Consider the following 13901-nt stretch of genomic DNA (forward strand, 5'->3'; position numbering starts at 1 on the left):
CTCTGTCTGAAATGTATCTGCACTCGCCCATACTGCGTTGAAACGGAGCTCGGAATGCTCATGTACTCCAGTACACTCCGCTTCCTCGCCCCGTTTCGCCTTGTCTGGCCTTCGCGCAGACACATTTCAGACAGACCCTAAGGGGCGTAGGCACGCCCCTTGGCAAAGCGGGTCAGCTGTGGCTCAGCTGACCCTGCTCATCGCTCGCCAGCACCTGCCGGTCGGTCTGCTTGAGCAACTGGCTGGTCACCACACCGGCCGTCATCGAGCCGTTCACGTTAAGCGCCGTGCGGCCCATGTCGATCAGCGGCTCGACCGAAATCAGCAGCGCCACCAGCTCCACCGGCAGGCCCATTGCCGGCAGCACGATCAGCGCCGCGAAGGTAGCGCCGCCGCCGACGCCGGCCACTCCGGCCGAACTCAGGGTGACGATGGCCACCAAGGTGGCAATCCACAGTGGGTCGAAGGTATCGATGCCCACAGCCGGGGCGACCATCACCGCCAGCATTGCCGGGTACAGGCCGGCGCAGCCGTTCTGGCCGATGGTGGCGCCAAACGAGGCGCTGAAGCTTGCGATTGACTGCGGCACGCCCAGGCGCTGGGTCTGCGCCTCGATGTTCAGCGGGATGCTGGCAGCGCTGGAGCGGCTGGTAAAGGCGAAGGTCAGCACCGGCCACACCTTGCGCAGAAAACGCAGCGGGCTGACGCCGGTCAGCGCCAGGATTACCCCGTGCACCACGAACATCAGGCCCAGGCCGATGTACGACACCACCACGAAGCTGCCCAGTTTGAGGATGTCTTCAAGGTTGGAGCTGGCCACCACCTTGGTCATCAACGCCAGTACGCCGTAGGGGGTGAGTTTCATCACCAGGCGCACCAGGCGCATCACCCAGGCTTGCAGCACGTCGATGGCCGACAGTGCGCGTTGGCCCTTGTCCTTGTCGTCCTTGATCAGTTGCAGCGCCGCCAGGCCCAGGAACACCGCAAAGATCACCACGCTGATGATCGAGGTGGGTTTGGCCCGCGCCAGGTCGCCCACCGGGTTGCTGGGGACGAACGACAGCAGCAGTTGCGGGATGTTGAGGTCGGCGACCTTGCCGGCGTAATCGCTGTGGATGGCCTGCAGGCGGGCGCTTTCCTGTACACCGGCCACCAGCCCTTCGGCGCTCAGGCCAAACAGGTTGGTCAGCAGCACGCCGATCAACGCGGCGATGGCGGTGGTCAGCAGCAGCGTACCGATGCTCAGCACGCTGATGCGGCCAAGGCTTGAGGCGTTGTGCAGGCGGGCCACGGCGCTGAGGATCGAGGCGAAGATCAGCGGCATGACGATCATCTGCAACAGGCCCACATAGCCGTTGCCGACCAAGTCGAGCCAGCCGAGGGTGGCCTTGAGCACCGGGTTGCCGGCGCCGTAGATCGTGTGCAGCACCAGGCCGAAGCAGACGCCCAGTACCAGGCCCAGCAGCACCTTCCTGGCCAGGCTCCAGTCAGTGTGGCGGGTTTGCGACAGGCCCAGCAGCAGCGCCAGGAAGGCCAGCAGGTTGAGAGACAGGGGCAGGTTCATTGCAGCTCCAAAAAATGCAAAAAGAGGCATCGCCTCTGTGAGCGATTGCGAACGTAAATGCTAACAGTCTGAAAACAAACGAATTTATACCGAAAGGTAATGTGTATGGTCGGTTATGGAATAACGCCTTGTCGTTTTTGGCAATCAACATGGCGTTTAGAGGCGCCCCAGGGTCGGTGGTAAAGGTGCGTTTTTCGGCAAGCCGGTCTAGGGTTGAACGGCCACGTTACCGGGAGACCCGCATATGAAGTCTGCTCCAAAACTGATTGCCGGCGGCCTTGCGCTGTTGCTCAGCGCCAGCAGCTGGGCGGCGACCGAGCTGAAACATTGGCCACCCGAGGCTGCCAGGCAGCTCGATGCGATGATTGCCGCCAACGCCAACAAGGGCAATTACGCGGTGTTCGACATGGACAACACCAGCTATCGCTACGACCTTGAAGAGGCGTTGCTGCCGTTCATGGAGAACAAGGGGCTGTTGACCCGCGACAAGCTCGACCCTTCGCTCAAACTGATCCCGTTCAAGGACAGCGCGGGGCACAAGGAAAGCCTGTACAGCTACTACAACCGGCTGTGCGAAATCGACGATATGGTCTGCTACCCCTGGGTTGCCCAGGTGTTCTCGGGCTATACCCTCAAAGAATTGAAGGTGCAGGTCGATGAATTGATGGCCTCGACCAAGCCGGTGCCGGCCACCTATTTTGAGGGTGACCAGGTCAAGGCCATCGAGGTGCAGCCGCCGAAGGTCTTCACCGGCCAGGCCGAGCTTTACAACAAGCTGATGGAAAACGGCATCGAGGTGTATGTGATCTCGGCTGCCTCCGAAGAGCTGGTGCGCATGGTCGCCTCAGACCCCAAGTACGGCTACAACGTCAAACCGCAGAATGTCATCGGCGTCAGCCTGTTGCTCAAGGACCGCGCCAACGGCCAGCTGACTACCGCACGCAAGCAGATCAGCGCCGGCCACTACGATGCCAAGGCCAACGAAAACCTCGAACTGACCCCGTACCTGTGGACGCCCGCCACCTGGATGGCTGGCAAGCAGGCGGCAATTCTCACGTACATCGATGAGTGGAAGAAACCCGTGCTGGTGGGTGGCGACACCCCGACCAGTGATGGCTACATGCAGTTTCACGGGGTGGATGTGGGCAAGGGCGGCGTGCACCTGTGGATAAACCGCAAGGCCAAGTACATGGACCAGTTGAACGGGATGATTACCCGCAATGCGGCGGCGCAGGCCAAGGAAGGGCTGGCGGTGACGGCAGACAAGAACTGGGTGATCGTGACGCCTGAGCAGATTCAATAAAACCACCCGGTCACTTGTAGGAGCGGCCTTGTGTCGCGAAGGGCTGCGTAGCAGCCCCAGGATCTCGACCTTATGCAATATCCCCGGGGCTGCTACGCAGCCCTTAGCGACACAAGGCCGCTCCTACGCAGACCGGGTCAGGGCATCAGGCGCTGCGCAGAATGCTCAGGCGGCCGATCAGCGGCAACCTGGCGAACAGGTTGAACAGCGGCGCCGTGCAGCGCACCAAGGCCCGTGTGGCGTTGGCGGCGAGCGGGGTGTGGCAGCTCCAGCCCAGCGCCAGTACCGCCATCAGCAGCCCGCCGATGTAGTCGTCCTGGCCCCAGTGGGCACCGGCCACCAGCCGTGGCAGCATGAACAGCACGGCCAGCGTCCAGATCACCACATGCTGCATCAGGCGGCGGCTGAACAGGCTCATGAACAGCGCCCAGATCAGCAGCACCGAGGCGTGGTCACCCGGGAAACTCTGGCTTGAGCGGTCCTTGAGTTCCCACTTGGCTTCCAGGTTCGGGTAGTAGTCGCTCAGGTGGACGGCGTTGTCGACCACCATCGATGGGCTGTTGTGTTGCCAGCCCATTGCGCTGACCCACTTGGAAAACAGCGCACGAATCACCACTAAGAGCAGCAGCGTTACCAGAAAGCCGAAAAATGCCTGGCGCACCTGCACGGCCTTGAACACCCAGTTGCCGCGAATCAGCAGCCCAAGCATGATCAGGCCAACCACGATATCGAACGGCCGCAGGCTGCCTACAGCCCAGATCGAGCGCCATACGACGTTATCGGCCAGCGGCGCGTTGAGGCTGCGGAACAGCCATTCGTCGAATGCCAGGCAAAGGGCCTGGCCAGCAGGCCACAACCAGAAACACAGTAATGCGATGGGCAGCAGTGTGCAGACTGCGAGTGGGCCCCAGGACCACCTGGCTTTAAACAGTGGTCGATTGTCCATAAGATACCTCGATCTCCAGAGAATATGAGCGCCGCCTGCGCGCTCTACAGCAGGCCATTTATTTGCCTGTAATTATTTTGACATCATTTGCAGATACCCGGACAACCATGAGCGACTTGCCAGATACCGATTTCACCCAACGATTCATCTTCGACGACCGCGATGTGCGCGGCGAGTGGGTGTCGCTGGACCAAAGCTACGCCGAAGTGCTGGCCCGTCACCCGTACCCGAAGCCGGTCGCCGCCTTGCTGGGCGAACTGATGGCGGCCACCGCCTTGTTGGTCGGCGCGCTCAAGTTCGATGGCCTGCTGATCCTTCAGGCGCGCTCCCAGGGGCCGATCCCGCTGCTGATGGTCGAGTGCTCCGGGGACCGCGAAATCCGCGGTGTGGCCCGCTATGAAGCGGAGCAGATCGCGGACAACGCCTCGCTGGAACAACTGATGCCCGACGGCCACCTCACGCTGACCATCGACCCGGTCAAGGGCCAGCGTTACCAGGGCACTGTCGACCTGGATGGCGCCAACCTGTCCGAGTGCTTCACCAACTACTTCGTGCAGTCGCAGCAGTTGAACACGCGTTTTTGGCTGGACACCTCCACCGGCAAGGCCCGTGGCCTGCTGCTGCAGCAACTGCCGCGTGATCGCCAGCCCGACGACGAAGAGCGTGAAGAGAGCTGGCAGCATGTGGTGGCCCTGGCCCACACCCTCAAGCTCGACGAGTGGGCGCTGGACAACGAAATCCTGCTGCACCGCCTGTACCACGAAGACGCGGTGCGGCTGTTCGATATCGAGCCGCTGCGCTTTCATTGCAGTTGCTCGCGCGAACGATCCGGCAATGCGCTGGTCAGTCTTGGCGAGGCGGATGCCAAGGCGTTGGTGGTTGAGTGCGGCGGCAAGATCGAGATCGATTGCCAGTTCTGCAACGAGCGCTATTTGTTCGATGCCGGTGATGTAGCGCAACTCTTTGCGGGTGGCGGTACGGACTCGGCATCAGAAACTCGTCACTGAAACGTTAAAGCTCAGGAGAATCTCCTGTCGAATTGCGCAAAATCGCAGTTCTGACAGGAGGGGCCTACTTTTTTTGGGCGTTTCTGGCATAATCCGGCCACTTTTTTCGCTGTAGTAGTTTTTCCTAAGCAACTACAAAACGTTCGGAGCACTCGGCCTCGGGCCGGATGGGGTATCTCATGACGCAAGCCAAAAACACCGTGTACACCGACCTCAGTGTCGATGAGCTGGTAAAAGAAGCGCTGCAACGCGGTGAAGGCGTGCTAGCCGATACTGGCGCACTGGTAGTCGAAACCGGTCACCGTACTGGCCGTTCGCCGGCTGACCGTTTCATCGTCGAAGAACCTTCCACCCAGGATGCCATCGCCTGGGGCCCGATCAACCGCAAGTTCCCGGCCGACAAGTTCGACGCCCTGTGGGACCGCGTGGAGGCGTTCAACAACGCCCAGGATCACTTCGTTTCCTACGTTCACGTAGGGGCCGCTGCCGAGCACTACCTGCCGGTGAAGATGACCACCCAGACCGCCTGGCAGAACCTGTTCGGCCGTTGCCTGTTCATCAACCCGGCGCAGTACAACCCGGCCGACCGCGGCGAATGGCAGGTGCTCAACGTTGCCAACTTCGAATGCGTGCCTGAGCGTGACGGCACCAACTCCGACGGCTGCGTGATCATCAACTTCGCCCAGAAGAAGGTGCTGATCGCTGGCATGCGTTACGCCGGTGAAATGAAGAAAGCCATGTTCTCGGTGCAGAACTTCCTGCTGCCGGCCGCCGACGTGCTGCCAATGCACTGCGCCGCCAACATCGGCGAAGCGGGCGACGTCACGCTGTTCTTCGGCCTGTCCGGCACCGGCAAGACCACCCTGTCGGCCGACGAAAGCCGTTACCTGATCGGTGACGACGAGCACGGCTGGGGCGAGGGCGTGGTGTTCAACATCGAAGGCGGCTGCTACGCCAAGTGCATCGACTTGTCCGAGAAGAACGAGCCGGTCATCTGGAAAGCCATCAAGCACGGCGCAGTGCTGGAAAACGTCGTTCTCGACGCCAACAAGCATGCCGACTACGCCGATGTCAGCCTGACCCAGAACAGCCGCGCGGCCTACCCGCTGGAGCACGTTGCCAAGCGCTCCGAAGCCAACCTGGGCGGCGAGCCGAACGCAGTCATCTTCCTGACCTGCGACCTGACCGGCGTACTGCCGCCAGTGTCGATCCTGAACAACGAGCAGGCGGCCTACCACTTCCTGTCCGGCTACACCGCGCTGGTCGGTTCGACCGAAATGGGTTCGGGCGGCGGCATCAAGTCGACCTTCTCCACCTGCTTCGGCGCGCCGTTCTTCCCGCGCCCGGCTGGCGAGTACGCCGAGCTGCTGATCAAGCGTATCAATGGCTTTGGCTCGAAGGTCTACCTGGTCAACACCGGCTGGACCGGCGGTGGCTACGGCGTTGGCAAGCGCTTCAGCATCCCGACCACCCGTGGCGTGATCGCTGCCATCCAGAGCGGTGCTCTGGTCGGTGCCGAAACCGAACACCTGGGCATCATCAACCTGGACGTGCCAAAAGCCGTCCCAGGCGTCGATACCGCGCTGCTCAACCCACGCAACACCTGGGCTGACCAAGCTGCCTACGACGAAGCTGCCAAGGCGCTGGCCAAGCTGTTCACCGAGAACTTCAAGAAGTTCGACGTCTCCGACGCCATCAAGGCCGCCGGCCCACAGCTGTAAGCAACAACCGCATAAGCCGCCCCTAGGGGCGGCTTTTGCATGTTAGCCCCCGTCTTTCTGTAAAGCGCCCCCGAGGTGCAGGATTTCTGTTTCAATTCCAGCACTGACTGCGAAACAGAGACTGCCCCATGACCGAATCCCCCCAGCGTTCCGCCTTCTCGCACTTCCACCCCGTACTCACCCGCCCCCAGGACAACGACCACAACGGCCATCTGGCCGGCTCCACGGTGCATGCGCTGTTCGAAACCGCCATTCAGGCGTTTCTGGTGGAGCAGGCCGAGCTGGACCTGCGCGAGGGTGAAGTGGCGGCGGTGGTGGTCAGCTCGGCGGCGGATTTCTATGCCTTGCCAGGCTTCCCTGACGTGCTCGAAGTGGGGCTTGGGGTGACGCGGCTGGTGGGTAGCACCGTGGAGTTTCGCCTGGCGCTGTACCGCCCGGGCGATGACGATGCCTGCGCGGCCGGCACGCTGGTGCAGGTGTTCGTCGAACGCGCCAGCGGGCGGCCGATGGCGCTGCCCGACAACCTGCGGCTGATCCTTGCCGGGCTCGCGCTCAATCGTTGAGGCGGATGATGCCCTCGCGCACGGCAAACAGCACCAGCCCCGGTACGTCGCGGATTTGCAGGCGGTGCATGATCTGCGAACGATGGGCCTCGACGGTCTTGATGCTCAGGCCCAGGCCTTCGGCGATGGAACGGGTGGTTTCACCACGGGCGATCAGCCGCAATATCTCGAGTTGGCGCACGGTCAGTTGGGTGGCGGGGTTGTTCGCCGCGTTTTGACGGGTGTGCTTGACCGCCTGGCCGATGACCAGCGGCAACACCGTCGAGCACAGGTACTGGCCGCCAGCCTGCAGCGATTGCAGGGCCAGCTCCAGCTCCAGCACTGTCGCGCTTTTCAGCAGAAACCCCTGCGCGCCCTGGCGCAGGCACTTCATCACGAACTCAAGTTCCGAGCGTGACGAAAGCATCAACACCGCGCTTTCCGGGGCGCGCTCCGACAGCTCGCGCAAGGTCTGTTCGCCCTTGGAGGCGAGCGCTACGTCGAGCAGGATGATGTCTGGCCTGAACTGCTCGGCCAGCGCGACCGTCCCCAGGCAATCACCGGACTCACCGACCACGGCATATTCTTGTTTTTTTTCCAGCAGCGCTCGCAGGCCCGCGCGGAACAGCGGCGAGTCGTCAGCAAGGAGTACACGGCAACGCATAGGCTGTAACCTGTCTTGCAAAATAGAAGGAGCGTTGTTGGCTTTGTTCTGGGTGTTGCAATGCGGGCAGCCGTCAGCGGGCCGCTTGCATGCGTGGTGCCCGGGTGGCCTTGGCAACAGTCGGTTGAATGTTCGGTATGGCGCCGCTTCTGTCATTCATGGCCTGCAGCGTCGGCGAACTGGCAGATCAGAGCAGGCAACCGTTGCAGCGGTTCGACATGTTGTGCAGCCCCCATCCTGATAGCTTCCTTGGGCATGCCGAAGACCACGCAGGTGGCCTCGTCCTGGGCAACGGTGCTGGCGCCTTGTTCGCGCATGGCGAGCAACCCGCGAGCGCCGTCATCGCCCATGCCGGTCATGATGATGCCCAGCGCCTGGCTACCGGCATGCCGCGCCGCCGAGCGAAACAGGACGTCTACTGAAGGCTTGTGGCGGTTGACCGCAGGGCCGTCGAGTACTTCGACCAGAAAGTGCGCACCGCTGCGCTTGAGCTGCATGTGCAGGCCGCCGGGAGCGAGCAGGGCCAACCCACTGTGCACGCGGTCCAGGTGTTTGGCTTCGCGTACTTCGATCTGGCAAAGGCCGTTGAGCCTGCGTGCAAAATCGGCGGTGAATTTTTCTGGCATGTGCTGGACGATGACGATGCCGGGGCAATTGTCCGGCAGGCGCTTGAGTATGAATTCCAGTGCCAGGGTGCCGCCCGTCGAGCAGCCAAGTGTAACGATTCGTTCGGGTGTTTTGAGGCCGTACGTCGCGCCGCTTGCGGTTTTTTTTTCGTCCACCGGCTTGCTGGCCGGCGCGCGCGGGGCGGCGCGTCGCGCGGCGTTCTCGACACTGCTGACCAGCTCGCTTTCGATATCTTCCAGCGCCTTGCGCAGGCCCAGCCTTGCCTTGGTAAAAATACCGGCGGCGCCGGCCTTGAGGGCTTGCTCCACCAGCGCGGTGCCCGGCTCGGCCAGGCTTGAGCAGATGATGGTCGGGGTGGCGCGCTCGGCCATGATCTGGCGCAGGAACGTCAGCCCGTCCATACGTGGCATCTCAAGGTCGAGAATCAGCACATCGGGCCAGTCCTTGCGCAGCTTGTCGATGGCGTACAGCGGGTCGGCGGCCATGCCGATAACGCGAATGTGCGCGTGTTTTTCCAGAAGTTGCGTCAGTACCTGGCGCACCAGTGCCGAGTCATCGACGATGAAAACGCGGATCGGCTCCTTGCCTCGTGTGTTCATACCCGCTCGAATACCGAAGGCTGCGCCAGGCGCAGCGGCAGATCGAAACCGTGGATGCTTTCGGCGTGGCCGATAAACAGCATGCCGCCGACGCGCAGTTGCCCGACCATGCGCCGGACGATTTCCTGCTTTTGCGCAGCATCGAAGTAGATCAGCAGGTTACGCAGGAAAATCACGTCAAATGTCCCCAAGTCTTCCGGTAATGGCCGGATCACATTGACCTCACGAAAACGCACCCGTGCGCGCAGGTTGGCCTGGATACGCAGGCGCCCTTGCATTTCGCCGACGCCGCACTGGGCGTAGCGGCGCAGCCAGCCTTCGGGGAAGTAGCGGCTCTGCTCCATGCTGTAGATGCCGCGTTCTGCCACAGCCAGCATGCTCTGGCTGAGGTCGCTGGCCGTCACCGACCAATCGCCGCTCAGGTGCTCGGCGGCAACCATGGCCAGGCTGTAGGGCTCCTCCCCCGACGAGCAGGCCGCGCTCCACATGCGTACCGGCCCGCGCTGCTGCGCGAGCCATTGGCCGAGAAACTCGAAGTGCGGGTGTTCGCGGAAGAAGTAGGTTTCGTTGGTGGTCAGCAGGTCGATCACCAGGCGCCGTTCGCGCTGGTGGGCGGGGTCGGCAATCATCGCCAGGTACTGGTCGTAGTTGCTCAACTGGAAATGCCGCAACCGGCGCATCAGCCGGCCAGCCACCAAGGTGCGCTTGTTGCTGGCCAGGTGAATGCCCGAGGCGTCCTGCATCAGGCGCTGCAACTGCTGAAACTGCACTTCGCCAAGCTTGGGCAAGTTGAGCATGGGTCAGTCCGCCGCCCGGACTTGGGCCAGGTCGAGCAGGTCCTGGGTCGACAACACTTGCAGCAGGTTGAGAATGATCAGAAACCCCTGTTCCTGCTGCGCCATGCCGGCAATGAAGTCGGCGCGGATCCTGGCACCGAACGGCGGCGGCGGCAGCACCTGGCGGGTGTCGATGTCATGCACCGCGTCCACCGCATCGACCACCAGGCCCAGGCGCTGGCTGGCGTCCTCCAGGGTCAGCTCGGTGATCACGATGCAGGTGCGCTTGTCGGGTTCGGTGCGGCTCAGGCCAAAGCGGGCGGCGAGGTCCAGCACGGGCACCACGTTGCCGCGCAGGTTGATCACGCCGTGGATGTAGTCCGGCATCATCGGCACCCGCGTGACCTCGTCGTACTCGATGATTTCACGCACCAGGTCGATGGGCAGCGCGTAGCCGGCCTGGCGCACCCGAAAACTCAGGTGCTGGATGCATTGTGCTTCGGCCAGGCTGCCGAATGAGGCTTGCATAGCGGTCATGGGGCGCCCCGGTCAGGAGAAGTTGACGAACTGGCTGTCGTCCAGGCTGGCCTTGCGCATGGCTTGCAGCGGCTCGCTGGTCAGCGTCTCCACAGGCCGATGAACGCGGGTCATGCCATCTTGCTGGAAGCGGAAGAACGCGATCAGCTCCTGCAACTGGCCGGCCTGGGCGTTCATCTCTTCGGCGGTGGCCGCCAGCTCCTCGGAGGCCGAGGCGTTCTGCTGGGTGATCTGGTTCATCTGGCCCATGGCGATGTTGACCTGGCCGGCGGCACTGCTTTGCTCTTGCGAGGCCGCGGTGATTTCCTGCACCAGGTCCGAGGTGCGCTGGATGTTCGGGACGATTTCGCCCAGCAGCACGCCGGCTTTTTCGGCCAGTTGCACGCTGCTCGACGCCACCTGACCGATTTCCTGGGCGGCCACCTGGCTGCGTTCTGCCAGCTTGCGCACCTCGGCGGCCACCACGGCGAAGCCTTTGCCGTGCTCGCCGGCGCGGGCGGCTTCGATGGCGGCGTTGAGCGCCAGCAGGTTGGTCTGGTAGGCAATGTCGTCGATGATGCCGATCTTGTCGGCAATCTGTTTCATGGCCAGCACCGTGTCGCCCACCGCCGTGCCGCCTTGGCCGGCATCATCGGCGGCCTTGGCTGCGATGTTGTCGGTGAGTTTGGCGCTTTCGGTGTTCTGCGCGATGGATGCCGACATCTGCTCGATCGAGGCGCTGGTCTGCTCGACGCTGGCGGCCTGCTCGCTGGCCGCCTGGCTGAGCGACTGGGACGTCGAGCTGACTTCGGCAGACGCCGAGGACAATGCATCGGCAGCACTGCGCACATCACCGAGGATGCTGCGCAGGCGTACTGCCATGTTCTGCATCGAGCCCAGCAGTTGCCCGGTTTCGTCGCGGCGGTTGACCACCAGGTCGTGGCTCAGGTCGCCAGCGGCCATGCGGTCGGCAGCTTGTACAGCGCCGGCCAGCGGGCGGGTGATGCTGCGGGTGACCAGCACGCCAATCAGCAGGCCGGACAGCGTGGCGGCGATCACCAGGATGATCATCTGTGTGCGCGAACTGTCGGCAATGGCGGTGATGTCGCTGTTGGCTTCACCCGCACGGGCCTGTTTATGCTGGCTGGCAAGGCCCAGCAACTGGTCGACTTCGTCGGCAGCGGCGACTGCGCGCGGCAGCATATCGAGGGTCGGGCTGGTGGCTTGCAGCTCGCCGGACTGGCGGTGCGTGGCGAGCAGCAGGGTGGCGGCGTTGACGTAGTCGTTCAGCAGCGTGGCGACCTTGTCGAGGTCGCCCTTGCCCGCAGCGGTGATGTGGTAGTCCTTGGCCTTGAGCACCAGCTCGCGGGTGTTGTCCAGGGCTTTGCGGGCATCGCCGGCGGCTTGGTCGCGCTGCTCGATGCTGGTTGCCAGCAGGCTCTGGCGCATCGAACGCCCGGCGCTGATGAGCTGGATATTGGCCTCTTGCAGAGTACTCAAACCTTGGATGTCCATGTCGTACATCCGGTCGGAGAGCTGGTCGACGCGGTCGAGGTTACGAATGCCGATAAGGCCGATGATAGCGGTGAGCGCCACTACCACGATGAAACCGAGGGTCAGGCGTACCCCGATCTTCATATTGCTGATCCATTGCATGTCTGTTCTCCGGAAAGGTTGGGTATCGCCGCAGAAGGACGATGCTTGGTGTCATTGCGCTGTTGCAGGTCGCGGAACAGGCTGGCGATATCCAGGATCAGCGCCACCTGGCCTGAGCCGAGGATGGTCGAGCCACTGATGCCGTTGAGGTGGCGGAACAACTGCCCGAGCGGCTTGATCACTGTTTGCAGCTCGCCGAGCAGGCGGTCGACGATCAGCCCGACCTGTTGGCGGGCTTGGCTGACCACCACGATGTTGCGCCGGCTGGTGGTGGGCACGCCCAGGGCAAAGTGCGTGGTCAGGTCGATGCACGGCAGCGGTTTGCCTCGCAGGTTGAGCGGGCCGTTGATGGTGGCTGGGGCCTCCATGCACTCGGTGACCATGTCCAGTGGGATGACGAAGCGGTCAGCGCCGGCACCGACCAGAAACCCGTCGATGATGGCCAGGGTCAGCGGCAGGCGGATGCGGAAAATACAGCCTTTGCCGGGCTCTGATTCGATCTCGATGGTGCCGCGCAGCTCGTCGATGGCGCTGCGCACCACGTCCATGCCAACGCCGCGCCCGGACAGGTTGGAGACCTGCTCGGCGGTGGAAAACCCAGCCTCGAAAATAAGCATGTGGATATCGCTGTCAGGCAGCAGGCTGTCGGCATCGAGCATGCCGCGGGCGATAGCCTTCTCGCGGATTCTGGCGGTGTTCAGGCCGCGCCCGTCGTCCTGGATTTCCAGCACGATCATGCCCGAGTCATGCCCGGCACTGAGGCTCAGGTTGCCTTGCGCCGGCTTGCCGACAGCAAGGCGCTCCTCGGCGCTTTCGATGCCGTGGTCGATGGCGTTGCGCACCAGGTGGATCAGCGGGTCGGCAATGCGGTCGGTGAGGGTCTTGTCCAGCTCGGTGTCACCGCCGTGCAGGTGCAACTGGATCTGCTTGTTCAGCGTCAGGCTGACGTCGCGCACCACACGGTGGAAGCGGTTGAAGGTTTCGCCGATCTCGACCATGCGCAGCTTCAGCGCGCGCTCGCGGATCTGCTCGACATGCTGATGCACGGCCTGGACCCGCTCGATGCATTCGCTATCGCCGGTCTGCATGGCCTGCATATGCGCACCCGCCGTGCTGATCACCAGCTCGCCGACCAGGTTGATCAGCTCGTCGAGCTTGTGCGCCGCCACCTTCACCAGGCTGCTGGCGGTGTGCACCACGCGGGGCTCGTCGCTTGCCGGGGTGGGCGCCAACGTTTGCGTCGCCGGGCGCAGGCTGGCCGTTGCGGGGGCGTCATCCGGTGCTGTCTGGCAGGTGAGGGTCAGATGGTAGAAACCATCGGCAAGGCTGAACACCTCTTCGAGGGTCTCGCGACTGGCCTCGGTGCTCAGGGTGATGTCGAAGCCAAGGTAGCACTGCTCGGGGTCCATCTGCTCAAGGGCAGGCAGGGCGTCGGTCAGGGTATCCACGGCCAGAATGTCGCCCAGGCGGGCCAGGTAGCGGATGAACGCGCAGGGGTCGAAACCGTTGCGCAGCAACTCTGCGTCCAGGCGCAGGGCCAGTTGCCAGACCGCTGGGCCTTGCGCGGCGTGTGGCGCGCTGCTGGTGAAGGCTTCGAGGGCGGCCAGCAGCTCGGCTTGGCGCGGGGTATGCGGCGCCAGGGTTGCGGTGTGCGGGTCGATGCTGCGCACCATGACGTTGAGTTCGTCCATGCACTGCAGCATCAGTGAGGTCAGCGCGTCATCCAGCGCGCACTCCCCGTCGCGCACCTGCATCAGGCGGTTTTCCAGGTGATGGGCCAGGGCGACCAGGGGCTCCAGCGAGAAGATCCCGGCCGAGCCCTTGAGCGTGTGCACCGAGCGGAACAAGGCGTTGATCGCCTCGCTGTCAGTGGGGCTGCGCTCCAGTACCAGCAGGCAGTCTTCGGCTTCGCGCAGCAGGTCGTTGGCTTCTTCTAGAAAACCTTGGAGTAACTGCTGCCACTGTTCTGCGTCGAGCATG

General features: G+C 63.1%; 12 protein-coding genes. 4 read left to right on the plus strand and 8 right to left on the minus strand.

Annotated features, from left to right (window positions below; genetic code table 11):
* Window positions 1–172: 172 nt before the first annotated feature.
* Entirely contained in the window at window positions 173–1564 is a 1392-nt protein-coding gene (locus tag HU719_RS13425; protein WP_186537173.1) for an L-cystine transporter, read from the minus strand.
* 244 nt (window positions 1565–1808) lie between these two features.
* Here HU719_RS13425 and HU719_RS13430 point away from each other — a divergent pair, with 244 nt between their 5' ends.
* Window positions 1809–2867 carry an HAD family hydrolase gene (locus HU719_RS13430; RefSeq protein ID WP_186537174.1) on the plus strand — a complete coding sequence of 353 codons (1059 nt, stop codon included), beginning with the start codon at window positions 1809–1811 and terminating at the stop codon, window positions 2865–2867.
* 145 nt (window positions 2868–3012) lie between these two features.
* Here the strand turns inward: HU719_RS13430 and HU719_RS13435 are convergent, their stop codons facing one another.
* A complete protein-coding gene (locus tag HU719_RS13435) occupies window positions 3013–3813 on the minus strand; it encodes a phosphatase PAP2 family protein (RefSeq protein ID WP_186522296.1) in 801 nt (266 codons plus the stop codon).
* A 107-nt stretch (window positions 3814–3920) separates the two neighbouring features.
* Here HU719_RS13435 and hslO point away from each other — a divergent pair, with 107 nt between their 5' ends.
* The 3 genes from hslO (at window position 3921) to HU719_RS13450 (ending at window position 7104) form a co-directional block, all read left to right on the plus strand.
* Window positions 3921–4820: an Hsp33 family molecular chaperone HslO gene (gene hslO, locus HU719_RS13440; protein WP_186536679.1), complete on the plus strand. Its 900-nt coding sequence runs from the start codon at window positions 3921–3923 to the stop codon at window positions 4818–4820.
* 179 nt (window positions 4821–4999) lie between these two features.
* The gene (locus HU719_RS13445; RefSeq protein WP_186522300.1) at window positions 5000–6541 is read left to right on the plus strand and encodes a phosphoenolpyruvate carboxykinase; all 1542 of its coding nucleotides are present in this window, start codon (window positions 5000–5002) and stop codon (window positions 6539–6541) included.
* A gap of 128 nt (window positions 6542–6669) precedes the next feature.
* Window positions 6670–7104 carry an acyl-CoA thioesterase gene (locus HU719_RS13450; protein WP_186536680.1) on the plus strand — a complete coding sequence of 145 codons (435 nt, stop codon included), beginning with the start codon at window positions 6670–6672 and terminating at the stop codon, window positions 7102–7104.
* Here the strand turns inward: HU719_RS13450 and HU719_RS13455 are convergent.
* The 6 genes from HU719_RS13455 to HU719_RS13480 all read right to left on the minus strand — a co-directional run bounded on the left by HU719_RS13455 (window position 7094) and on the right by HU719_RS13480 (window position 13900).
* Entirely contained in the window at window positions 7094–7747 is a 654-nt protein-coding gene (locus tag HU719_RS13455) for a response regulator (protein ID WP_186522304.1), read from the minus strand. The two genes, HU719_RS13450 and HU719_RS13455, sit on opposite strands and share 11 nt — an antisense overlap.
* 152 nt (window positions 7748–7899) lie before the next feature.
* Window positions 7900–8973 carry a protein-glutamate methylesterase/protein-glutamine glutaminase gene (locus HU719_RS13460; protein WP_186536681.1) on the minus strand — a complete coding sequence of 358 codons (1074 nt, stop codon included), beginning with the start codon at window positions 8971–8973 and terminating at the stop codon, window positions 7900–7902.
* Window positions 8970–9770 (minus strand): CheR family methyltransferase, encoded by an 801-nt coding sequence (locus HU719_RS13465; RefSeq protein ID WP_186536682.1) that lies wholly within the window; start codon window positions 9768–9770, stop codon window positions 8970–8972. Before HU719_RS13465 ends, HU719_RS13460 begins: the two co-directional genes overlap by 4 nt.
* A gap of 3 nt (window positions 9771–9773) precedes the next feature.
* Window positions 9774–10286, minus strand: a complete 513-nt coding sequence (locus HU719_RS13470) for a chemotaxis protein CheW (RefSeq protein WP_225917224.1) — start codon at window positions 10284–10286, stop codon at window positions 9774–9776.
* Window positions 10287–10298: 12 nt separating this feature from the next.
* Window positions 10299–11921, minus strand: coding sequence for a methyl-accepting chemotaxis protein (locus tag HU719_RS13475; protein WP_186536683.1), 1623 nt, complete (start codon window positions 11919–11921; stop codon window positions 10299–10301).
* Window positions 11900–13900, minus strand: a complete 2001-nt coding sequence (locus HU719_RS13480; RefSeq protein ID WP_186536684.1) for a chemotaxis protein CheA — start codon at window positions 13898–13900, stop codon at window positions 11900–11902. The genes HU719_RS13475 and HU719_RS13480 overlap by 22 nt, the downstream gene beginning before the upstream one ends.
* Window position 13901 lies beyond the last annotated feature (1 nt).

Origin of the sequence: Pseudomonas farsensis (genome assembly GCF_014268805.2) — a bacterium.
In the GTDB taxonomy this organism is placed as follows: Bacteria; Pseudomonadota; Gammaproteobacteria; order Pseudomonadales; family Pseudomonadaceae; genus Aquipseudomonas; species Aquipseudomonas farsensis.

Bases quoted from the DNA above. Each gene is read 5' to 3' on its own strand.
- hslO (WP_186536679.1), top strand. From the start codon at position 3,921: ATGAGCGACTTGCCAGATACCGATTTCACCCAACGATTCATCTTCGAC.
- HU719_RS13425 (WP_186537173.1), bottom strand. From the start codon at position 1,564: ATGAACCTGCCCCTGTCTCTCAACCTGCTGGCCTTCCTGGCGCTGCTG.
- HU719_RS13430 (WP_186537174.1), top strand. From the start codon at position 1,809: ATGAAGTCTGCTCCAAAACTGATTGCCGGCGGCCTTGCGCTGTTGCTC.
- HU719_RS13450 (WP_186536680.1), top strand. From the start codon at position 6,670: ATGACCGAATCCCCCCAGCGTTCCGCCTTCTCGCACTTCCACCCCGTA.
- HU719_RS13470 (WP_225917224.1), bottom strand. From the start codon at position 10,286: ATGACCGCTATGCAAGCCTCATTCGGCAGCCTGGCCGAAGCACAATGC.
- HU719_RS13445 (WP_186522300.1), top strand. From the start codon at position 5,000: ATGACGCAAGCCAAAAACACCGTGTACACCGACCTCAGTGTCGATGAG.
- HU719_RS13465 (WP_186536682.1), bottom strand. From the start codon at position 9,770: ATGCTCAACTTGCCCAAGCTTGGCGAAGTGCAGTTTCAGCAGTTGCAG.
- HU719_RS13455 (WP_186522304.1), bottom strand. From the start codon at position 7,747: ATGCGTTGCCGTGTACTCCTTGCTGACGACTCGCCGCTGTTCCGCGCG.
- HU719_RS13435 (WP_186522296.1), bottom strand. From the start codon at position 3,813: ATGGACAATCGACCACTGTTTAAAGCCAGGTGGTCCTGGGGCCCACTC.
- HU719_RS13475 (WP_186536683.1), bottom strand. From the start codon at position 11,921: ATGCAATGGATCAGCAATATGAAGATCGGGGTACGCCTGACCCTCGGT.
- HU719_RS13480 (WP_186536684.1), bottom strand. From the start codon at position 13,900: ATGCTCGACGCAGAACAGTGGCAGCAGTTACTCCAAGGTTTTCTAGAA.
- HU719_RS13460 (WP_186536681.1), bottom strand. From the start codon at position 8,973: ATGAACACACGAGGCAAGGAGCCGATCCGCGTTTTCATCGTCGATGAC.